This is a genomic window from Rickettsiales bacterium, assembly GCA_025210695.1.
Taxonomy (GTDB): Bacteria; Pseudomonadota; Alphaproteobacteria; order Rickettsiales; family CANDYO01; genus CANDYO01.
On the sequence record JAOARE010000020.1, the window covers coordinates 112,964 to 136,341 of the forward strand.

Annotated in this window: 22 protein-coding genes; 18 read left to right on the top strand and 4 right to left on the bottom strand. The window is 31.5% G+C overall.

Features of this window, described 5'->3' with window-relative positions; translation table 11 throughout:
* Nucleotides 1-15: 15 nt before the first annotated feature.
* A complete protein-coding gene (locus N4A31_03615) occupies nt 16-5,823 on the bottom strand; it encodes a MobA/MobL family protein (GenBank protein ID MCT4635322.1) in 5,808 nt (1,935 codons plus the stop codon).
* 501 nt (nt 5,824-6,324) lie between these two features.
* On the opposite strand from N4A31_03615, the gene N4A31_03620 reads away from it, so the two are divergent.
* The 13 genes from N4A31_03620 (at nt 6,325) to N4A31_03680 (ending at nt 13,002) form a co-directional block, all read left to right on the top strand.
* On the top strand, nt 6,325-6,681 hold the full coding sequence (locus N4A31_03620) for a hypothetical protein (GenBank protein MCT4635323.1): 357 nt from the start codon (nt 6,325-6,327) through the stop codon (nt 6,679-6,681).
* Between the two features lie 46 nt (nt 6,682-6,727).
* Nucleotides 6,728-7,033 carry a hypothetical protein gene (locus N4A31_03625; GenBank protein ID MCT4635324.1) on the top strand — a complete coding sequence of 102 codons (306 nt, stop codon included), beginning with the start codon at nt 6,728-6,730 and terminating at the stop codon, nt 7,031-7,033.
* Nucleotides 7,034-7,106: 73 nt separating this feature from the next.
* Nucleotides 7,107-7,325, top strand: a complete 219-nt coding sequence (locus N4A31_03630; GenBank protein MCT4635325.1) for a conjugal transfer protein TraD — start codon at nt 7,107-7,109, stop codon at nt 7,323-7,325.
* Nucleotides 7,326-7,332: 7 nt separating this feature from the next.
* Entirely contained in the window at nt 7,333-7,578 is a 246-nt protein-coding gene (locus N4A31_03635; GenBank protein ID MCT4635326.1) for a WGR domain-containing protein, read from the top strand.
* A gap of 313 nt (nt 7,579-7,891) precedes the next feature.
* Entirely contained in the window at nt 7,892-8,320 is a 429-nt protein-coding gene (locus tag N4A31_03640; GenBank protein ID MCT4635327.1) for a hypothetical protein, read from the top strand.
* A gap of 35 nt (nt 8,321-8,355) precedes the next feature.
* Complete coding sequence (locus N4A31_03645; protein MCT4635328.1) at nt 8,356-8,550, top strand: Fic family protein; 195 nt, start codon at nt 8,356-8,358, stop codon at nt 8,548-8,550.
* Nucleotides 8,532-8,876 carry a hypothetical protein gene (locus N4A31_03650; GenBank protein MCT4635329.1) on the top strand — a complete coding sequence of 115 codons (345 nt, stop codon included), beginning with the start codon at nt 8,532-8,534 and terminating at the stop codon, nt 8,874-8,876. The genes N4A31_03645 and N4A31_03650 overlap by 19 nt, the downstream gene beginning before the upstream one ends.
* 265 nt (nt 8,877-9,141) lie before the next feature.
* Entirely contained in the window at nt 9,142-9,384 is a 243-nt protein-coding gene (locus tag N4A31_03655; protein MCT4635330.1) for a ribbon-helix-helix domain-containing protein, read from the top strand.
* Nucleotides 9,385-9,424: 40 nt separating this feature from the next.
* Nucleotides 9,425-9,895: a hypothetical protein gene (locus N4A31_03660; GenBank protein MCT4635331.1), complete on the top strand. Its 471-nt coding sequence runs from the start codon at nt 9,425-9,427 to the stop codon at nt 9,893-9,895.
* 1 nt (nt 9,896) lies between these two features.
* A complete protein-coding gene (locus N4A31_03665; protein MCT4635332.1) occupies nt 9,897-10,301 on the top strand; it encodes a PIN domain-containing protein in 405 nt (134 codons plus the stop codon).
* Between the two features lie 54 nt (nt 10,302-10,355).
* The gene (locus tag N4A31_03670; GenBank protein MCT4635333.1) at nt 10,356-10,997 is read left to right on the top strand and encodes a LysE family translocator; all 642 of its coding nucleotides are present in this window, start codon (nt 10,356-10,358) and stop codon (nt 10,995-10,997) included.
* Nucleotides 10,998-11,125: 128 nt separating this feature from the next.
* Entirely contained in the window at nt 11,126-12,784 is a 1,659-nt protein-coding gene (locus N4A31_03675; GenBank protein ID MCT4635334.1) for a zeta toxin family protein, read from the top strand.
* Between the two features lie 26 nt (nt 12,785-12,810).
* Nucleotides 12,811-13,002, top strand: coding sequence for a hypothetical protein (locus N4A31_03680; GenBank protein ID MCT4635335.1), 192 nt, complete (start codon nt 12,811-12,813; stop codon nt 13,000-13,002).
* Between the two features lie 232 nt (nt 13,003-13,234).
* Here N4A31_03680 and N4A31_03685 read toward each other — a convergent pair whose 3' ends face one another.
* Entirely contained in the window at nt 13,235-14,881 is a 1,647-nt protein-coding gene (locus tag N4A31_03685) for a hypothetical protein (GenBank protein MCT4635336.1), read from the bottom strand.
* 614 nt (nt 14,882-15,495) lie between these two features.
* On the opposite strand from N4A31_03685, the gene umuD reads away from it, so the two are divergent.
* Together umuD and N4A31_03695 are read left to right on the top strand one after the other, a co-directional pair.
* Entirely contained in the window at nt 15,496-15,927 is a 432-nt protein-coding gene (gene umuD / locus N4A31_03690) for a translesion error-prone DNA polymerase V autoproteolytic subunit (protein MCT4635337.1), read from the top strand.
* Nucleotides 15,924-17,189, top strand: a complete 1,266-nt coding sequence (locus N4A31_03695; GenBank protein ID MCT4635338.1) for a Y-family DNA polymerase — start codon at nt 15,924-15,926, stop codon at nt 17,187-17,189. The genes umuD and N4A31_03695 overlap by 4 nt, the downstream gene beginning before the upstream one ends.
* 214 nt (nt 17,190-17,403) lie before the next feature.
* Here N4A31_03695 and N4A31_03700 read toward each other — a convergent pair whose 3' ends face one another.
* Nucleotides 17,404-19,626: an ankyrin repeat domain-containing protein gene (locus N4A31_03700; protein ID MCT4635339.1), complete on the bottom strand. Its 2,223-nt coding sequence runs from the start codon at nt 19,624-19,626 to the stop codon at nt 17,404-17,406.
* Nucleotides 19,627-19,791: 165 nt separating this feature from the next.
* Here N4A31_03700 and N4A31_03705 point away from each other — a divergent pair, with 165 nt between their 5' ends.
* Both N4A31_03705 and N4A31_03710 read left to right on the top strand, forming a co-directional pair.
* Nucleotides 19,792-21,105 carry a hypothetical protein gene (locus tag N4A31_03705; protein MCT4635340.1) on the top strand — a complete coding sequence of 438 codons (1,314 nt, stop codon included), beginning with the start codon at nt 19,792-19,794 and terminating at the stop codon, nt 21,103-21,105.
* 215 nt (nt 21,106-21,320) lie between these two features.
* A complete protein-coding gene (locus N4A31_03710) occupies nt 21,321-22,493 on the top strand; it encodes a hypothetical protein (protein MCT4635341.1) in 1,173 nt (390 codons plus the stop codon).
* Between the two features lie 150 nt (nt 22,494-22,643).
* Here N4A31_03710 and N4A31_03715 read toward each other — a convergent pair whose 3' ends face one another.
* Complete coding sequence (locus tag N4A31_03715) at nt 22,644-22,844, bottom strand: hypothetical protein (protein ID MCT4635342.1); 201 nt, start codon at nt 22,842-22,844, stop codon at nt 22,644-22,646.
* 225 nt (nt 22,845-23,069) lie between these two features.
* Here N4A31_03715 and N4A31_03720 point away from each other — a divergent pair.
* The coding region (locus N4A31_03720) for a hypothetical protein (GenBank protein MCT4635343.1) at nt 23,070-23,378 on the top strand (309 nt) is incomplete at its 3' end.

Sequence of the window (23,378 nt, forward strand, 5' to 3'; positions counted from 1 at the left end):
TTAAAGTTTCAAATGCTACATTTCTATTCCTTGATGTTGACTCATCTTTTTTTGTATTACTTGCTGATGCTGTTGATGCTGTTCAAAGTTATGCAATTCCTGCTCGATCCTCATCTTAAATGAATTCTTGATCATGTTGGTTATATTATTATGTTCAATCTCACTACGATCTTGAGGATGCATCCCATGATGTTCTTGGTGCCCTTGGTTATTAATATTCGTAGGATCAATATTGTTATACTCAATACTATTTGATTTATTATGATGATCTATAATATCAGATGCTAAAGATAAACTTAAGACAGGTAAATCCGATTTGGTAAAGTTTAGTTTAGTGTTTTGATTATGACTATGCTCAGCTATTATCTGCTGCGAACTCTCTATTGCAGTTTTGGTTACTTTCATTAACAGATCTTTTGGCACTGTCTGATATATCTTCCCTAGGTCATGTTGGACCTGACTACTAATTGTTTCTGCCATAGCATCCGGTGATAAGTTTAAGCTTTTAATGTGGTCATTTACTAATTCCTTTGCATTAATATCTATGAACGCTTTATCATAATTAGATAATACCGCATTTGACTGTAGATTCCCTTTGGTTAACTTTTCCTCAAAGTGTAGTCTACATTTATTAACTTCCTTTTCTTTAATATAGAGACTTAAGCTTGTTATTTCTTTAGTAGCAGATTGTTCTTTCAAAGATTCTTGTCGATATTCTATATAAGATTTAATAGTCTCAGTGATTCTAGTATCTTTTGTAATCCCCTCTGCCGCATATAAAGCTCCGATAACCTGATATTGCTTTACCTTATCAGGTATATTATCTGCTAAATCCCATTTTTCTGGTAAAAACTCTATTTTACTTAAGTCAACAACAGATGCTTTGGTGATGCCTTTGCTCTCTAATAAGGATTTAATATTATGTGCTGCATTAATTCCTGGTTTATCATTATCTGGCCAGATTGTAACTTGCTTACCTTGTAATACATTCCAATTAGTTTTATTAAATCCGTTCACTCCCCCACTCCAAGTAACTACATCAAACTCTGGGTAAAGAGATTGTGCAATATCTGCTGTTTTCTCCCCCTCTACAATCAATACTGGTTTATTACTATTAGATAACCGTTGCTCATTGTATAGACAGCGCTCCTCACCTAAACCTTTTGATCTCCAACTTCTAATGCCCTTTGTGTTTTCAGTATATACAGCTGGTAAGGTAACTTTACTACCAGACTCAAGATCCTTAATTCTCACTACATAGCCACAGAGTTCATTTTTAATGTTCTTATAAGCATAAACTCCTTCTATTTGTTTGTTTTCTCCTGCTTTGTTTTTCAAGTGGTATGCAAACACTGATTTAGGATTAAAGATAACTGCATTTTTAGGCACTGGAGCTAATACTTTAAAAGCCGGAACTTTTTTAAACTCGGTAAGTTGCTCCCCTTCTGACATCGTGGTATCTACTTTAATTTGAGCATTAGACTTAATGTCTCTATCTAATCCAAGATAGGATTTACCCCACTCAATTGCTTCTTTTTTATTAGCTAATCCTTGTGATAGTTTGATTAAATCAAATAAATCTCCTTTTTCGGAACCATTACTAAATCTATACCATAATCCTCGTTTATTACCTTCTCTTTCTATCTGTATACTTCCACAGATAATTTTATGCTTTTGAATTTCTATTTCCTTATTGCTTATGTTAGGCAATAATTGTTTTGCTAGACTCACCATATCTCCTGACAACCTATCGTGAAGCTCCTCATATGAATATTTGTTGTAGTATTTGTCTTGATTAAATATTGATCTTGTTGTCATAGTTTTCTCGATTTTTAATTCAGAAGCCTCTTGAGACTTTATAGCATATGAATTCTGGTCATGCCCCTTAAGATATCCGCTCAAATCTTCACGATGTGTTTGTAACTCATATAAATGTTTTTCTTGTGCCGGACCCAGTAATTTAATAGAACTCGCTTCCTTATATTGAGTTTTTAAAGGAATAAGCTCAGAAGTTTCCAAATTAGTTATTTCTTTGCTTAATTTATGTTCTTGTACTATCGAATGCTCATAACCTACAAATCTATTAGTGAGGGTTTTTAAATTAAATACTGCAATTGCTCTTTTTTCACTCACTGCTAATTTAGTACCCCAGCCTGTACCAACTAAACTACCTAAAACTTCAGGTTCAGACTTCACCCTTAATAATGCCTTTTCTAATCCCAAACTTTTATGAAGTTCATCCCATTTAGATAATACCTGCTTAGCTCCATCTTTATATGTCTTATTAAGGTAATGCTTCATATCCTCACGATAATAGACATGTGATTTAAGCTCTGATTCTAAGGCCCATTTCTTATTCTCTGCTTTAGAAATCTGGCTACTTAAACTACTTAGCTTATATTTATGGTCTTCCTGTAGACTTATTAAGTCTTCTACTTTCAACAGTATCAACTTACTATTATGCTTATTTGAATCAGTTAAATATTCTTTTTGAAGCTTAGTGAGTTCATGATATCCCAGATTGCTACCATGAGCTAAGTAAGACTGTTGTTGAGATATAATACTGTTATGAACTTGTGTATTATTGGTATAATTAAACTCAATACTTGCCATATCCGCATGCTTAAGTAATGTTGCATAATTTATAACCGAAGAATTAATATATTTTTGATACTGAGGATATCCTTCTACCAATTCTAGTGCATGTTGCTGACGCAACGCTCTTAATTCTTTAAACTCTAACCACAGCTCCTTATTCTGCCATAATTCTTGTTTTCTTCCTGCCTTATCTTCCTTCTCTTGCCAATCAAGTAATTGTCGATAAATATCTGAAGCTTTGTTCCTTACCTCAAGATATTCTCTGATTTGAACTACTTCTGGCTTTTTATCGTAATCAATATAATCATGAGCTAGAGTATTTGGATTTCTTCTAGCTAATAATTCAAATAATGCCGAATTTTTATTATCCAATAATTCATTACTATGATCGAACAGCTCGTTAGTATTATCAAACTTACGCGAAATAATATTAGTTAGAACTTCCTTAGCTATATAAAACGTACTACTTATCCGATGACGTGTAGCCATTACATTGAAGGCTTCATAACCAACTAAGGAATCTAGTAGGAGAAAAACATAATCGTAGGTGCTTCCTTGAGACTTATGAGCAGTAATTGCATAACCATAATCAAAACTATCAAACTTATCATTATTGATAGTAATAGTTTTATTTAAAGGCTCTCCTTTTGCGTCTTTACCAAGCAATTGTACTTTAAACCTAGAATCATCAACAATACTAACTACCCTACCCAACTGACCATTCATCACTCCAAGATAACGATGGTTTTTAGTAAATACTATCTGTTCACCTAAAGCTATTTTAATAAATCCATTCTTACCTTTAAACTCTCTTCCTCCAGCTTCGTATGTTTTGCTATAGAGAAGACCTGAATTTAACAATCTATGTCGCACATTAAGATTAAGCTCTTTAACTTCATTATTACTATATGCGATGATTATTCTTGTATCATTTTTATTCAGACCTTTTTGTTTAGTGCCAGAATCACTCTCTTGATGAACTTGTTCAATGTAATGATTAACAAGTTCACTTCTAATCATATCAGGATTATTCCCTACTTTTACTCTCCCCTCTCTATCTAAAAGAACTATAGCCTCGTCCACTTTGTAATTAGCTAACTTTCTAGTAATTTCTTTATCTATAGGCTCATGTTGCCTAAATAATTCTGTTAGCGCTACAACCTCACATTTTTCAGTAACTTTCTCTGATGCTCCACCATATATCATTGCACCAAACTGGTTATTATCTCCTATTGGAATTATTTTGGCCCCAACCCTCCGTGCTTCTGTTAAGAAGTAATTATATGTCTTCAAATCAACCATCGACATTTCATCAATAATCATTACACTCTTACTTGTAAGCTGAGGAAGCAACTTTCTTACTTCTTCCCCATTCTCTTCAAGTTCTGCTCTTTGCTCCCAATCATATTGCCATTTGGATAAGGAATATGATTCTATATTCGCTTCATTTCCTAAATTAAGTGCAGCTACAGCTGATATGGCCCCTCCAACAACTTCATAGCCATGATTATTATACTCCTGAACTAATTTAGCCATAACTGTACTTTTACCAGTTCCCGGCATCCCACTCAAAGCAATTAAATCTCCTCCATTAACTAGACGTAGAACTGCTTTTTCCTGCTCATCACTTAAAACAACTCTCTTAGATTTGCCGTCAGAAAAAGTTAAGATATTTTCAAGCCATACTCCAGCTTCAGGAGTCAACACATTGGATAATCCTTCAACAAGCTTTGTTTTAGGACCTTTAGGCTCTGGACTTAAATTCTCTAAACCAAGACTATGCTGCCTGCTCTTACTTAAATATTCTACATTTCCTAGGAATTCCTTTTCTAAAGCTAATTGTTCTTTAGTTGTAAATACTTCTTTGCCGCCCAAGTCACTATCCACTAACTTTACGATATCTTTTGAGCTAGTTAACCCTCTTAGCAATTCATTATACTTCTTTAAGATCTCATCTTTGACTTTATTAAGCTTCTCAGTATCTTCTGAATCCAACTCACTTAAGATAGCTTGCGTCAGGTGTGTATCAAGAGACTTAGCGAGATCTGAACTATTAAAGACAGCCTTTCCTTTGCTAGCATTTTCTATTAACTTCATCAAATTATTTTTAATAAACTCAACCTCATCACTGACTTTGACTTTATTCTCAATATTCAGATAAAAATCTTCTATTAAACTAGTAACATTCTCATATGAGATATCATTTGGACTGTCGATATTCTGGCTGAACTGATTCTGAGACTGAGTTTGCGAATCTAAATCTAGACTTATATCATATTGATTTATTTTAGCAAAAATAGCATCACATCTAGCTAAAACCGATTCTCTTGCTTCAACAATCAATATCTGATGCTCTCCATTACGTAGAGCTATATCATTTAAAAACACTTCAATTTCTCTAAATAAATCTACTCTAGAGAACCCTCCTTTAACTGCACCTTTATTTTTAGCTAAAGCTTGAATTAACTCATCAGGATTCTCTTTAATATAATGAAGATTTGCCTTAACTATATTTCGATTATACTCTGCCCTATCTAAAACCTTTGTTTCTGATGCAACATGGATTGTAGCACCTTCATGAATTGTAGGCTGAATAAATTCAAACCCCCTAGTCTTATAAGATTCATGGGTTATTGTCTTATCAATATCGTATATTTGAAAATATTTATTATTAATATCCGCCCAATTATTTCTAATCCAAACTAACCAGCTTTTACTATCTAACAATCTATTCTTATTACCAAATACACAATTATCATTATCATCTCTTATCACAGATCTAGTGGTCAGCATTATATGTGCGTGAGGATTATTTACGTCATCCATATGGATATTTACATCTGCAATAATTCCATCTTTTACGAAGATACCTTTTACATATTCAGACAATATTTGGATGTTCTGCTCTAAAGTAAACTCCTTCTGCAAAGCTAATTTAATATCTCGCGCATATCTTCCTTTAATATGCGCCTCTCTTCGCTCAACTTTATTCCATAATTGCTCTCTATTATAGCACCAAGAGTCAAGTCCTTCAGGCGCAAGTACCTGACTAAACGCTAAGCCACCTTTGTTACTAAAGTCGTGTAAGTATCTAACTTCTATTCCAGTTTGTGGATCTATAACTGATTGCACTAAGCTACTACAACTACGATATGCTGCACTGGCAACAGCAGAACTTTCTGATGATTTACCAATGCTAGAGACATTCAAATGAAACAGCGCCATAGTTATATTAATTAACTTATATCGTTTATATTCAGAATAAATAATGTATTACTACGAGTAACATTACTCTATCTTATGATGAGCGCGCTTGCATTATATCAATAGGTAGAATGCGTAAGTGCGCTATTAGCAATAATGGATTTTAACACGTCTACTCCCAACTTGTCAAGTTAGCTATATTAATTATAATACTTCAATGACGAGTGAATTTAAGGGGGCTCATCGCCGCCCCCCATTCCCCGCTAGGATATTTATAAACAAGGTGAGGTTGTTTATGTTATTTAATGCAACACCTTGAAGTAATATTGTTAGCATATAACGCTGCCTAGACTTGCAATATATATGTATATAGTTTACAATTACAAACGCAGTACAGGTTGGGAAACCGATGACTGCACAGGGTGAGGTTTAGGCTTCTCTTTTATGATAGATTTAAGCCTGAATCTCTCTTTAAATATTCTATAACTTGTTAGAATAGAAATATAATTTAGAGGCCATAATATGGAATGTAATAATAACTTTGTTTATATAGATAATCAGAAGATTGCTCAAATAATATATAATTATATTCAAGAAAGGATTGATCAACAACTAACTTCATACTCAACTCTAGACCTAATTCATAATGAACAAATGTATCTAATTCATATTAGTCATATAGTTGAAAAGGCTCTGCATGAATATATCTCCGCTTTAATTAATAAACACCTCCCCTCCTCATTTATAAAAAATATAGGAGAGACACCAGTATTCATTGAGTTTCTTATTAGCAAATGGAGCCCAATTATTAGAACAGAATTAGAATATAGAATAGAACTTTTAAACTTAGGGCTACTAAATCAACAACAAGGAACATAAGTATAAACACTCTAAATATAAATTATACCATAAGGAGAACTAATAAATGTCTGAAACTATTAAAAAGAAATCTTCTCGTTCAAGAATAGATTATTCAGAAAAACTAAAAAAACTCGAAGAAGAAAAACAACAACTGATTCTGCAACGCAAAGAGGAAATATTTTCTATTATAGAGAAAACAAACTGTCTTTCTATCGATAATGAACTACTTGCTGGGGCCTTCGCTGTTATAAAAGAAATCGATGGCAAACAAACTGAAGAGTTATCTGATAATCTAAAAGCATTCGAACTACTTATGAGGGAAAAGGCACCCGCCTTTTTTCGTCGCAAATATAGAGTTAGAAAGTCTTAAAAAGAACACTACCCTAGCGAAGGTTAGAAAAGTTATAAAACAATTTTATTATAATAAGTTGAGTTTAAAGCGCATGATAAACAAAGAAAGAAAGTTGGACACAAGAAATAAGATAGAACTCGGTGGATTAGTTATAAAGGCTAAGCTTGACTATCTTAAGGAAAAACACAAGGAAGTAATTCTTGGTGCCTTAATTGATGCTTATAACAAGATTCATGATAAAACTTCAGGTGAACATCATTTTCAATTTTATCAAAAACTTGGAGAAGATGCCTTTAAACCCAACAAATGATACTCTTATGAAGAATAACTTCGCTTTTAATAACTGGAAAGATTGGTGTTGGAAGTCAGAGACTAGATATTATAAGCTTTCTCTCTGTCAAAACTTATTCTCTGAGTGGGTCATTATAAAAAAATGGGGTGGCTTAAAAAATAAAATACAAGGATCTAAAACTCTATATTGTGAATCTAAAGATGAAATAAATAATATATTTACAGAAACTCATAAAAGAAGACTATCACGTGGATATGTTTTGATAGAGTGAAATTGATATGCATTAAATAATGATGAGTGAGCAAACTTTTATGCAGAATTAATCATTATAAAATAATAACATTCTTAACTAAGTAAATATAATACGCTATTTTTTCTTAGTTGAGTCCCTTAAGAAAAAATAGATAAATATGAGCAATAGGATTGGAACTTATATCTTAAAAAAATTAGCTACAGAAAGTTATAAAGCTTATGTCCCCCTCCTCTGCCCCCTCAACCCTCAATTTAAGTTAATAAACTATATCCCTATATAGAAAGATCAACATTAGCACTTGCTGAACTTAATAGTATTGCAAAAAAAGATTATGCCTAGTATATCTCTTTTTATTTATATGTACGTGCGTAAAGAGACATTACTTTCTTCTCAAATTGAGGGAACCCAAAGCTCATTTGCAGATTTGATGTTATTTGAACGCCATCAGAAAAATAACATTTCTGTGGATGATATTGAAGAAGTATCTAGAGATGTAGAAGCAATTAATTATGGATTAGAAAGGCTTAAAAATCATTTCCCTTTACCCCTAAGGTTAATTTGTGAAATCCACTCGTTATTATTATCAAGCAGCAGAGGGGAAAATAAATTACCAGGAGAGTTTAGAAGATCACAAATTTGGATTGGGAGAAGCAGACCAGGGAACGCTCTATTTGTTCCTCCACCTGTGGAAAATTTAATGGATTGTTTATCTAACTTAAAGTTTTTCTTTCACGAAAAAAATCTAAATTACCATCTTTAATTAAGACTGGTATAGCACATGCATAATTTGAGACTATTCACCCTTTCTTAGATGGAAATGGAAGGTTGGGCAGATTGCTTATTAGTTTAATACTCTATCAAGAAGGTCTATTGGAAGAACCCCTTTTATATCTAAGTGTTTATTTTAAACAAAACAGAAGTACTTATTATAATTTATTACAACAAGTAAGACTTAAAGGTACATGGGAAACATGGTTAGAGTTTTTTTAGAGGGTGTTACTGAGTCAGCTAAACAGGCCATAAGTTCTGCTAAGAAAATAAATACCTTATTTGAGAAAGATTTATTAAAAATTCAAAAATTAGGTAGGAGCAGACTTTCTTGTATTGAAGTATTAGAATATCTAAAAACAATGCCTCAAACTTCAGTCCCTTTATTGAGCAAAGAATTAGGACTCACACCCCCAACTGTAAGAAGTACCTTTAATTCAATGTTAAAGTTAGGAATCCTAGAAGAGATCACAGGTAGGCAACGCGATAGAGTATATGTATATCGTAAATACCTTGACATTCTTGGTGAAGGGGCGGAACCTTCATAATAAAAAGAAAAAACACATTTATGAATGTAATGCACAAAGAAATTCACTAGATATCCTTTAATTAACTAAATACTATTTTGGACTTTAAAAATAAAGATTTGGTGGACTATTTTTATAATCATTTACTTCTTCAATGAGTTATAAGTTATTCTTTATGGGGTAACTTTATTGTTTAAATTTCATAATAATCCAAAGAAATAGCTTGTAACATGTTATAGGGTGTTATATTATATATGTAATATCATATAATTATGGAGTTAGAATTATGAATGTAAACATCTATATAAATGATGATTTAGCCAAGCAATTAGACACGGTTGCAATAGATACTCATAAAAAACGTAATACCTTAATTCAGGAAGCTATAACCATGTTGGTAAAGAGTCATAAAAAAGAAAAATGGCCAGATTCTATTTTAGACTTTCAAGGCATTGAAAACATCTCTAGCTGGGAAGGATTCGAAGCACATCGAAAGGAATTGAAAGAGCCAAACACTGATATAGAGTGAGATATTTATCATTTAACACAAAGGCAATAAGGATAGCAAAATGAAAAAAACAATTATTTATACAATCATTATCTTAAGTATTACCATTTTAATTCTTCTTATTAAATACACTGACACTCAAAAGAATAATTTAAAAAATACATATGATGAATGTATTGCTAATAAAATAGATTCACTTAATAATGCTGAGTTACAAGAATATCACAATAATTCAGATATATGCTTTAGAGACACAGCGAAAGATATTGTTTCTCTACCAAACTTCTTACTTAATTCAATAGCTAAATCAACAGGTGCTTCGGTTGTTAAGGTCCCTCCTGAAAGTTGTTCTCAAATATTGAACTATACAAATGAATCGATAAAACAAGATTATTATGAGATCGGCACTTCTTGTTATATGAAAGTTTATGGGGAAGAAGAATATAATAAAATGAAAGGATTAGCTGAGGAAATTAAAAAAGATATAAGTAATACATCAGTACCCAAAACCAATATATATAAGAATTATTAGCATGAGATATTTATTAGATACTTGTGTACTAAGTGATTTCATTAAAGGTGATATCAAAACTATTAAACGAATCAAAAATTGTAGTCCTTCTGAGTTAGCAATCTCTGCCATAACGATAATGGAAATAGAATATGGCACTCTATTGCTTCAAGATAAAATATCAGTCGCTATCAAAGATATTCTTATGGACTTCATCCAATCAATAAAGATCATTCCTTTTAATAAGGAGATCGCATTAGAAGCTGCATTAATTAGAGCTAATTTACATAAACAGGGTAAGTCAATTGGCTATTATGATATTCTAATAGGAGCAACAGCTGCTTTTCATAATTTGACTATGATTACTTCGAATATTGAAGAATTCAACAAAATAGAGAAGCTTATAGTATATAACTGGCAAGAGTAAACTAATCTATATAATTTAAGAATCCTATAAACTTGATTAAAAGAAGAAATAACTATGATTGAATATGATATATTACTTAAAATAGGAATCACATATTTGCTAGCAATTATGTCTCCTGGACCTTCTATAATTGCAATATTTAGAAATGGCTCTATCTATGGACAAAAAGTTGGAATATGTACAGCTCTTGGTACGATAATTGGAATTGCACTACAAGCATTCTATATTCTTCTAGGAATTAACTTTACATATTCCTTGTATATTATGGAGATACTTCAAATTATTTGTGCAGCATATTTAATGTATTTAGGTATAACCGGACTAATTAGAACTATCCACAATACAGATAAAATAACTATAGGAGAAGCAAAAAATAGTAATCAAACTATGACCACTAAAGAAGGTTTTAAACAAGGGTTTTTGATAGATGCACTAAATCCATTAGCTTTATCTTTCTTTTTAACAATATTCTCAACATTTATTGCAAAAGACGCTACTACATTATTTAAAGTGGTATGCTGGTTAGAAATTGTAATCATAGGTGCAATTTGGTTTATTGGAGCATCTATATTTATCTCTTCTAATACTATCCAAAGTATTTTAACAGGAAGGACTGCAAAATATATCAATATTATAACTTTAGTTCTATTTGTATTTTTTGGGTGGAACTTACTCTTTAAGGCTGTGCTTAATTAAATATAACAAAAACCATATACCTTTATTGAGGGTGTTTATTTTTATAATTCTATTATTCAGTTTTTCCTACAAGACCCTAGAACATTGTGTTAATATCTAGATAATATGTTAATAATCTATAGATTAAAGTGAAACCCAAACCAACTTCAACAGTATCAAACATTCCAAGTTTAGATAGCTATATTACTCAGAAAGTTAATATAGAATCCAATGAACAATTCTCAATTCTAAAATATACAATAAGACAGACTAATGAAATCACGGAGATAGCAAATGCTCTAGGAGCAGAACACGTTGTTCATTTACTAACTCTTACCCCTAGAAGATTAGCATATTATGAAACAATAGCTTGCATTGAAACAGAAGTTAAACAATATAACAGCAGTGACTTATCTGCCATAGTACAAGATGTATACAAAAACCATATTATTCCCTTATTAAAAAGCACAAATCAACCTTCTGAAAAAACTTTGGAGAAAGTAATCTTTGAAAGAATACATAATAACATTCAAACGAGTCTTGAACAAGCATTAGCTGTTTTTCTAAAGTTTAATGTAGCTAATAATGATATACCAGATATTAAATCATTGAATGAAAAACAACGTTATTATCTTCGTGAAATTAAAGAAACCTATAACAAAGTAAAAATCCGTATCGATAATGGATTATATACTCCAGGAGAACATAGCTTTACAGATAACCATCTTTCTATTGTTCAAAAAATAGTCTATGACAAGTTCTACAACCAGAAGATGAGGGAAGAAATAGAACAACTTATTCAACCCTATATATCAAATATAATAGATTCAAAGCAAGTCTATTATCCTAAGCATACAATAAATGGAAATACAGTACCATTAAGACGTCTCTCGTTACAAACAGGAAGTGATAGACATACATTTATGATTATAGGAGCCCCTGCATCTGGAAAAGGAACAGTTTTTGGGATGTCAATAATAGATGCTGAGAATTTAGGAATAGAAGAATCAAATATTGTAAAAGTTAACACTGACTCATATCGTAGTTTAGTTTCTAACCCAAAGGAATTAGGGCCTAATACTATAAATCATGCCAGTTTTAATCATGAAGAGTCATATTTAATCAGCAAAAATATTTATAGACATCTTAACAAAAAAGTTCTCAGTAACGAAGGCGCCCCACATATACTGATTGATACCGTATACCCAACACAAGAGAAAATAAATCTAGCTACCTTAGATGGTGGAAAACTTCACTTAAATTGCGTCACTATACCTGTAGAAACAAGTATAAAGTGGGCAGCAGAAAGAGGTCGAAAAACTGGAAGGTTCATTGACACAACTCTTTTACGTAGAGCTCATAAAGATATTAGTACGGATTTGCATAATATACTAATTGCAAACAAAGATAGTAATATAGAATACACAATAGTTGATAATAATGTTCCTAGAGGAAAGATTCCTATTTTAATTGAAGAGGGTAATTTTAAAGCAAAAAATATTAAAATCTGGGATTATAAAAGATCCAAAGAATTTCTAGAAAAGAAAGACCTCAATCAAAATTTAACTACTGATCTAGTGTTAGCCTCTAGCAATCGTACTTTATCATCTTTAAGTAGTATAACAAAATTACAACAAGCAGGCCTCAATGTAGAATACGATAAAAATATACCAGAAATGCCAGCTCCAAGAATAAAGCCTTCAATAAAAATAAGAAAGGCTCTCTCTCATAAAAGCAAAACTCATACTAATAATATAACACCACACACTCTCAAAAAACGTGGAAAAAAAACAAAAACTAGAGTATAATATCATTTTACGTTGGAGAATTATAAATGCATAAAAGATATACACCTGAACAGCTAGCAAGATTGAGTAAAGCAAAGAAACAATATGAACAAAGTGGAAATGATTATGCCATTATAGATGAATACTTTAGAAAAGACAATTTCAACAATACTAAACTAGAACCACCTATAACTATTAATAAATCAAGGAAAAAAGAAAAAAAAACAAAACACATATAATGAAAGTTTATAAAAAATATCTAACTATGGATATGAGTCTATCATTTTCTTTGTATAAGTTTATTTTATTTTTGTTACTAAATCATATCTCGAATCTCCACATAAGATTTCAAATTTGTTTAAAGCCAGAGGCCAATTTCTGATTGGCTTAGTCCATTTCTTAGAAGCATTTTTTAGTGCTAAATATATGATTTTTGAATAGATTTATCACCTGGAAAAACTCCTTTATTTATTATATATTTACGTACAAATTATCTATTTCATTTCCAATAGGTCTTAGGATAAAACTTATCTTATCTCCAACCTTATTTATATCAAAAAATAACTTATTTTCCTTAGCTAATAGATAGATACCTAATAATCCTGTATGCGTGAATTGTGGGCCTACTTCATACCCTAAGGTCTTTCCACAACCTTGCATAACAACCTCAATTGTAAAGGTAGGAAAATCATCAATACCTAGAAATTCTGCCCTTAGTGTAATGTTCTCGTCTTCTATATCAAATCCAGATCTTATTATAAAAGTAAAAATACTAAATATCACTTCTATTAGAGCTGTTTGTTTAAACGTAAAATCTTTTCTATCTTTACTAGCAACTATAAGCTTAATACTAACCTCGTAATAAAAATCGGCACAATAATTAGTAAGCTGCTGTAGAAAATCATAAACAGATTGGATAATGGGCTCTTCCTTTATGAAGCCAGATAATTTAAATGAATATAATTTATCTTCACCTATCTTACTTTTATGAAGAGATAAAAAGTGCTGTTCAATATAGATTAGATTTAGAATCTTTTTTTGAATCTCCTGGTTCTGAATATTAGAAGATGAGCCTTTTAGAAAAGCCAACTGATAATCGTCTATCATTTTATTTATACTAGTAAAAACCTCAGCTGAACAAGAGCTTATCCTGGAAGGAATAGTATTGTTGTGTCCATTCTCAATACCCCCACTAAGAACATTTAGTTTCTTTTGAATCTTCTGTAAAGGATGTTCATAATAACAAAGTATTTCCTTGTAAATAATAAATGCAATTACAGAGAATATTAGTAAAACACTCAAAGAGAATAATATAAACCTAAGCGTAGATTGAATAAAAAAGTTATGTTTTAATTTTATTTCAATTACTAAAGGGTACTTATGAAGCTGATGTGAAATGAATATATCTCTACCTAATATAATAGACCGTAATATTCTACTCATATTAAGTGATTCTAAACTCATATCCTTATTATAATTAATAGCCATTCTTATTCCATTTATATGCCTGCTATAACCAAAATATGAGTTAATTTTATGGAGTAAACCCTTTACAACTAGTCCGGAGCAAATCTGACCAACATAACGATTATTTACATCTATCACTGCCATATTTATAGGAATGATTTGTTCTTTTAGACTCAAACCTATTCTAGGAGAGATTATCTTAACTTTATAAGGCTCCTTTTCACTTTCTTTTATACACTGGTTAAACTCTAAATGATTTCTATTATATAAATTTGTATGAAAATTCTTGGAAGTTAAAGATAAGGAGTCGATCTCACTTTTTGTTAGAAAGCTTATAAAACCAAAGGGTATTGTTATCTCTTCGTCAAAATTATTTCTTGAATCGAAATTATTTATTAGATCTTGATATCCAAGGGAGAATTCACTGATTGGTGATTCTGCTATTGTAACGCCTAAACTATATATTAGATGTTTTGCATTAGCAATTTTACTATTAAACAATGATTCAATCGATGAAATTTTTTCACTAAATCTATGTTTAATATATTGATTATGATTATCTAATTCATTAAAAAGAAAAAATAACAAAGTACTTAAAAATAACACACAACCTATGATAAGAATTATAATAATTCTTTTCTTGTTTGACATATAATAACTCAACTTCCCCAATACAATTATATATAGAACAGAGATATAATGTCTATAATTTAATATCTGTCAAGTTTTGTGTCCTTTTAGTAATGGTCATTCAACTAATGCTATTTCTTGTCGGATAGTGCTCTATTTTCCATTGAGCTTAGGGCTAATATAACCCGATAGTCATAATAGTTATCAATCTAAAAGATCTGTATAAAAAGATCCAAATTCTCTCCTCTAGTTTTACGCTATATAACAATATGTATTGGCGTGTCATGGATAATCTTGCTACCCACTCATGAAATTTGCTCTTATCCTTAATATATATACGTTTTTTATTAGTGCTCCTACGTTATTCATGGTTATGTGCTAAATTATAATCTTAGGAGCTATTTGGTTCATTCCAGCATCTATACTTATTTCTTATAAGACTATATACAGTATTTTGATAGGGAAGATTGTAAAATATATCAATATTATAACCTTACTTCTGTTTATATTCTTTGAAAAAAATTCACTTCTTAAGACTGTTATTATCAAATATAATAAAAAGCAAATGTCTTTATAGATAGTATTTATTTTGATATTATAGAAATGTCTATAAGTATAATCTATCTGAATTAATAATGAATAAAATATATCTTGCAAGTAATTCAGCTGAAAAATCAGAAGTCTATCAACTCCCACTTCAGGGATGCAAAGTAGAAGCCGGTTTCCCCTCCTTTGTAGATGATTATATTGAAGATAATCTTGATCTAAACAAATACTTAATTAAACATCCAACTGCCACCTTTTTTGTTAGAGTCAGTGGAGACTCAATGCTTGGCGTTGGAATACATAATAACGACCTTCTAATTGTTGATCGTAGCCTTACTCCTAGTAATGACAAAATTGTTATTGCAGCAATTGAAGGAGCTTTAACAGTTAAACGGCTAGTAATAAAGAACAACAAGGCTTTTCTTTATGCTGAGAATGATAAATTTCCTCCCATTACAATCAATTCGGAAACAGGCGCTCATATTTGGGGTGTGGTTACAAATGTTATTCACCCATTATGAACAATAAATCTATCTTTGCTTTAGTTGATTGTAATAACTTCTTTGTTTCATGTGAGAGGGTATTTGCTCCCAATCTAGAAAACAAACCTGTTGTTGTTTTATCAAATAACGATGGCTGTGCAATAGCGCGTTCTGATGAGGCAAAAGCACTGAATATTGCTATGGGAGAACCTTTCTATAAATTCGAACATTTATACCAACAAAGAAAACTCAAGGTACTATCTTCTAATTATAAACTATATAGCAATATGTCTTGTCGCATTATGGAAAGCTTGAAGCTATTATGTCCGTTTGTAGAAGTGTATTCAGTAGATGAAGCTTTCCTTGGTCTCCAAACGCTCAATATAGATGACTATATGGCATTCGGACATAATATAAAACAAAAATTAAATCAATGGGTTGGTGTTCCAGTATCGGTTGGCATTGCTTCTACAAAAACATTAGCAAAGATAGCAAATCACCTAGCTAAAAAATCTAAAGGAGTCCTTAACCTTCTTAACAACCCCAAATTAGACAGCATCTTAGAAAATTTCCAAGTTGAAGACATCTGGGGTATAGGTAGTAAGCTAGCTCCAAGATTAAGACTATTAGGAATTGGCAATGCTAGGGAATTACGAGATAGTGATCCATTATTTATGCGTAAGAAATTCTCTGTTGTTGTAGAGAGAATAATTCATGAGCTTAATGAAATTTCATATCTTGAATTAACCACTCTGCACGAGGATAAGAAATCCATTACCTCATCTCGCTCTTTTGGAAGACCTATTACTGCAATAGAAGAATTAGAAGAAGCCTTAAGCAACTATATCAGTACTGCATGTATAAAGCTTAGGAAACAAGATTCACGCACAAATGAGATTTGTGTTTTCTTAAGTACTAATACTTTTGGAAATAAACAACCTCAATATAGAAATAGTTTATTATATCCCCTACCCCGACCTTCCAACAATACAGCAGAAATTATCCATTATGCAAAAAGGGCTCTGCACCAAATGTTCAAACCAGGATATCAGTATCATAAGTTAGGAATAATTCTAACTAATTTCCAGCCAACTAAGGCAGAACAAATAGAATTATTTAACAAAACAGATTACTCACACTCAGATAAACTAATGAAAGTGTTAGATTCAATAAATAATAATATGGGTAATAATACTGTTTTCCAAGCAAGTCAAGGATCAAAGAGAACTTGGCAAATGATAAGTGAGAAAAAATCACCAGAATTTACTACAAATTGGAATGAGCTGCCTATCGTTAAATGATATTTCCACTAGATTAATACCTATGGTTATATTAAACAATTGCACCAATATTCTAAATACGGATAGGAAGTACTTTCTCGAGAGTACAAAACACTTAAAATACATATACAAATAAGAAATAAAGAGTCATTTGAAGGAGCTAAAAATCAATTTCATCTAGCTTTAATGGGCACCTCCACCATCTAGAGAGTTATTATATTCATTACAGCTCTTCCTATCTAGTAAAGCTATATCTAGAACTAAGTTTCTCAAGGTCATTTCTACTAAACCCTACTTCATAATATTCATCTAACATACTTTGATTCTTATATAAAATATAGGATTCTTTTGAGTATCTAAGACCTAACACTCTTCCAAAACTTTGTAAAATATTCATAAATGAGAAACTAGGATAAGATTCAATAGTACTATCCTTGAAACGATAATTATTAATAGCAATAGAAGCTTTAGAAATAATCCAGTGATCAACATGTTTGAGTTCAGCTCCAGAATAATTCCATATCTCTTTGTCAGAAAATTGTCCAATGAATAAATCAGCTTCTTCTATATTTCTACTTTTATAGAAAGTGATATTTAGAATGTCTGAAATATACTTCATAACTTTTATAGCTAAGTTTTGTTGTAGAAACGAGAGAGGAATACTTTCTTTAACAAAACCATATTTATTACAAATATCTTTTTTAGCACCGGCAAAACTATAACATAACCTTATTTTTCCGTGTGTATTTGGCAACCAATACCCGCAGCACCAATCCCAGATACAATTATTAGAGAGTTCACCATATGTCTTTCCCCCTTCTTTTGCAAGATATTTAAATACTTCTGTCTGCAAATTGCTCTCAGCTATATCTAATGGAGTTTGGTGAGATCTGTTAAATAGATTGATTTTTGCCCCTTGATGAAGCAACTCTTTTATAACATCTATAAAACCTCTTCGTGCAGCATAGTGAAGTAACGTATTATATTCTTGATCAAGAATTTCAACAAATTTTACTTTCTTTATTCTTCTTAAAACGTTAGGTTGACTATCAAAGCAAATGAGGAAAGTTAAATCCTTTTTTGCACCTTGCTCAATTAAATAATTGACCGCTTTTGTATTTCCACTCCTGGCGGCCAGAGAAAGTGCAGTTTCTCCATAATAGTTCTTTTCATTTATATTATTTCCAATTGCTATCAACTTTTCTAGAATAACAGAACTATAACCACTTACTACTGCCACATGCAATGGGGTATTACCCCTAATATCCTTAGGAACTGGGTTAGCGTTATAAAAAAGTAGAAAATCAATTACTTGTAACTTTTCTTCTTCTAATTCTTCATAATCTTCTTCAGAATACTCATTAGCCCTTGATAATTGCTGATTTAATATCGCATGCATTACTGACCGTTGCAAAACATCTTTCGCATGAATATCTGCCCCATAAAATAATAACCGCTTTGACTTTTCTAGCGGAGAGGAATAAGACACAGCAAGGTGCAAGATTGGTGTTTTGGTGTGGTCTGAGCTTGTCTCATTAGGATCTGCTCCTGAGCTAAGTAGTAATTTAAATGGTTCGATATCTTCAGAAACAATAACATCACATAATGGATTTGCTCTCTCTGTTTTTATTATAACTTTCGGATCTGCACCTTGTTTTAATAACCATTCCCTCATGAAGCGATTATGGGTAGAGGTTAGGGCTGTTTTTTTAGGTCCTACAGAGCCTTGATAAGGAATGTTTATATTAACACCAAAGTTTAACATTTTTTCAATTAGTGTTGTATTTCTAAAAAATACAGCTTTACAAAGTATATATGCTTCATTATCAACTCTCTTATCACTATTTTGATAAATGCTTGTTACTTCATCATAGTTATCAAGAGCAAAACTGGAGGCTAGATTCTTTTTTGCTCCATTTTCTATAAGTAGCTTTGTAATGCCTATATTATTACTTGTTGCTGCCAGAAAAAGAGCAGTTTCTTCTAACTCATCAATATAATTAAGATCAATACCAGCTACTATTAGGGCCCTACAGCATTCAATCATATAAATTGCATGATCAAACCTATTTTGACAAATAAGTAAAAATGCATCTTGCGAGAATTTTGAATTTAGATTGAGCCCATGTTCTATAAGTAATTTTACAATAGCAACAGAGCTATTGCTTGTAGTAACTGCTGCCTGTATCGGATAATAAAAGATCTCTATATCTTTAATAAATTCACACGCTGGTATATTAGGATCAGCTCCAGCATTTAAAAGAATTTCTACTATATCTATATATTCTTCAATAATGGATTTATACAAACAAGGACAAATATTATAATCATAGTCTGGATGTTTCGAATTAACGTTGGCCCCATTAGCAATTAACTCCTTAGTTTTAAGTAGGTCACCATCGCAAATAGCCTCAAATAATTCTTCATTGAGTTTGTTTTGATTGAGTATTAATTTCATTATTTTTTCAATAAAATAATCTTACCTGGATACTAATTTTAAGGTTCTAGAATTAATTTTTAGTTAATTTTGTTTACTATAAAAAGATGCTTAACGATTATTTAAGAATTTATAGCTAATATAGATCACAATTATATTTCACTTTCATAATTTGAGTTCAGCGCTATGGCTAATAATGACCACCTAACAGTACTAAATAACAATATCATAAATACTGTTGGAAGACTGTCTGATAGTAAAGAATCAATATCTGCCAAGCCTAGACTATCTAAGGAAGAGGTCAAGAATAAATTAGATTTAATCCTACATAGAATTGCTGTGTATAAAATTAGAGGTGAAATTCCTCCGGCATCCTTAATAGCTGATGCATTTGCCCTAGCTGAACTATACCCATTTGGTGATATATTAGAGAAACTTAAAGAAATTACAACCATTGCATATGAAGCAGCGAAAGCTGCTGCAGAAAATGGAACTTTACCAAAAGATTCATGGCTGTTATCTGAAGAACGTAAACTCTTTGATGAATTATTTGCAAGAAACCCAAGTTTAGCATTAGAGCAATATCTAAAGTCTCCTGATATTATTGAAGATATCGAAACATCACAAGATATAAGGGATGGAAAGTTTGTTTCTGAGGACCGGAGACAAAAAGCTAGAATTAAAGCTATATCAGAAGAGGAAATTTACAAAAGAGCAGTTTTAGCTCCGTTTGTAGCTCTGAAGGCAGAAATAGTAAAACAACAGGGTAATATTGTTGAAAATGAAAAATACAATCAAAAGCTTGCTTATTTTGCTCATAAAGAATTAACCAACCAAGCATTTCTTGAGCGAAAAAATATTCGTCAAAAAGAAAGACGATCAACAGATAATCATATTGTTCTCAAAGAAGATGGGCATATTATTGATAGAGCAACAGATCACGCAATTAAAAGAATAGAACAAACAATAGAAGGTGGATTAGCCGCTGTGGGAGCAGCCATGACTAAAACCCCAGAAGTAATTAAAGATGCCTTAGAAGATAGAATGGAAAGAGTTGCTGAGACAGTAGGAATAGCAAAAAGAGAAATAGAGCAAGATGCTATAACTACTATTGAAACAAAGATAAGAGAAGAAGCTCTCGCTGCCACTAGACCTGCAATGGAAGCCTTACAAAAACAAGAAGAAATTGAAGTAAAGACAGAGATAGTTGAACAAGCAGCGGTACAAGAACAAGAGGAAATAAATGAGATATTTGAAGATAAAAAAGCCCACACAAAAACACAAACTCAGGCTGCTGATGATAAAGAAGCCAAAAGGTTAGCTAGAGCTGCAAAGAAGAAAGCTAAAAAATCTCTTGAAGAAGATTCAAAAGATCCTTCTAAACTAAGAAATGCATTAAAAACTCATGGTACAGTATCTAAAGGAGCAAATAAATCAAAAACTCCAGATAATTCTCCTGTCACACAACATAGTCAACACGGAAGCTCTCTGGACAAATAATAAGATCATTTTATTTTTATAAGAGTTAATTTGTTAATATAGCTTGACTTTCTATTGACATTTTCTCCTATTTGTATATATTTGCCTTTTTATTGTTATAGAATTAGTTTACATTTATTAATATACCAATGGCAGTTTGGCAGTTTTAGAATATATATATAAAATGCTTTGTCATGGTTGTTTATTCAACATATTTTCGTAAATTGGAGGATGCAGTGTTTTATATAGATCAAGAAACAGGAATGAGAAAGAATTTAACTGCGGAAGAAGCTGAGCTTTTTAATGATATGATAGGTTCAATAGCAGATGGAGAAATCGAAGATGTAGAAAATATTTTAGAAGATGATCCTGTTCTAGCTATTGCCTTTAATGAAGATGGCTTTACAGCATTGCATTTTGCATCTAGTGAACAAAATACAGCAGGTTTAGTAATAGTACAAATTCTTATTAATTATGGAGCGAATCCTTATGCTGAGAATAATGGACATTTAACCCCTATTCATGATATCAATAAAATTTCGGACCAAGACTTAAAAGCTCAGTTTTGTGAAGCGATGGGAATTGGTATAAATACAGCAGAAATTATTAAAAAATTAATCCACGAAAAAGCGCATAAAATAGCAACAGAGGAAGTTGAAGCTAGATGGGCGGCAAAGAAAGCTGCAGAGGAAGCAAAGACAGACACTGATGACTCAATGGATTCAGTTGATATAGCATACCAAAGAGCTACTACTTTTGATGAAAAAGTTGCTATTGATCCAGACAGGGCACTAGAGGAATATGTGAATGATCCTAGAGTGCAAGAAGATATGAGAATCTCAAAAGCAATAGTAAACGGAATTAAAAATCAGGATGTTAGAATGCAAACTGGAAGCACCACCAGTGAAGAAGCAACCCGGGCTATAGAATCTATGTATAGTAAATCAGCAAAGTCTAGTCAACTAGAGTTCTCCGTAGACCAAGGAATAAGTTCTTTGATTGAAAATATGTTTAGTTCAAGTAAAAACTCTCTTGATGATTTAATTGGTACTAAAGCGTCCTATGCACTCGAAGCAAGTAATAGAGGATTTTTTGGTTCATTTGGAAATATTGTTGATTATTTAAGCAGCCAACTGAGTTCCTTATTAGATATAGAAGTTGAAGGTAGCGTAGTTGAAGCAACAGTATTACAATTACAAGCGCTATTGACTATGGCGGGCAGTGGAAGTATGCCAATGGGAATACCAAATCGTTATAATCCAGATGATGACTTTGAACCTTATTTTGGTGGTGGAAATAATGGTCTTGTTTCATTTGATCTTCCCGATGCTTCTCATAATGTTCAAGTAGTTGCGTTATTTGGTAATGGAACCTTGGTTATTGCCGAGGATTCAGAGAGCTCTCAATAAACTAATGGCAATTATTAGGTCTAGAAGATCACAATCTTCATCTATGCAATTTGTTAGTTGTACTTACAAATTGCATAGACGACTAAATAAAAACTATTTTGTCTAATATAATTTCTTTAATATTTCCTATTATCTCAAATAACTGAAATACTAATTATTATTGAATTTAGGGATTGTTGCAAGTAGCAATATTGCCCATAATTCACAAGTACTATACGCTATAGGGACTTGTTTATAACTATTACTAACTTCTGATATACCTTGTATCCAAGCATGCAAGGGACCAATTAACACAGCAGATAAAATTACAAATATTAGTTTGGCTATTATCATTGCTAGTTTAAATGACATTAGTATATTTTCATGACCCTTTTTTCTAATCCCCCTAAACTTCTGGGATTGCATTGCCAAGCAAGTTACATGTCTAGTCTTTTAGTTGCATCTCACCTCAGAGATCTAATATTTAGTTGAGATTGGTCTATAAAAAACGCTTAAAAACTCAAATAATCTTGCTTAGTATATAAATATTTGCTGTAATACAACTCAAGTAGCTTGTTAGTAAATGAAGTACCAAAAATGAATAGAAATGCTTTAGAGTACTATCAGAATATTTATCCGTTAATAAAAAACTTTTGCCTTCCATTAAATGACTATTTTTCTTTGCCCCTATTTGTTTATGTAAAAGTATATAAGAATGGTAAGTACCTACTAATAACAAACGATAACAAACTGCAACAAGATTATTTAAATAATGTAAAATATTCTAATATTTTTTTTGATGATTACCTGACCTGTAAGGGTACTTATGACAGCATTATATGGCCATCTAATCCACAAAATGAATGTATGCAAACCTATTTTGATCATGGTTATTGGCATGGAATA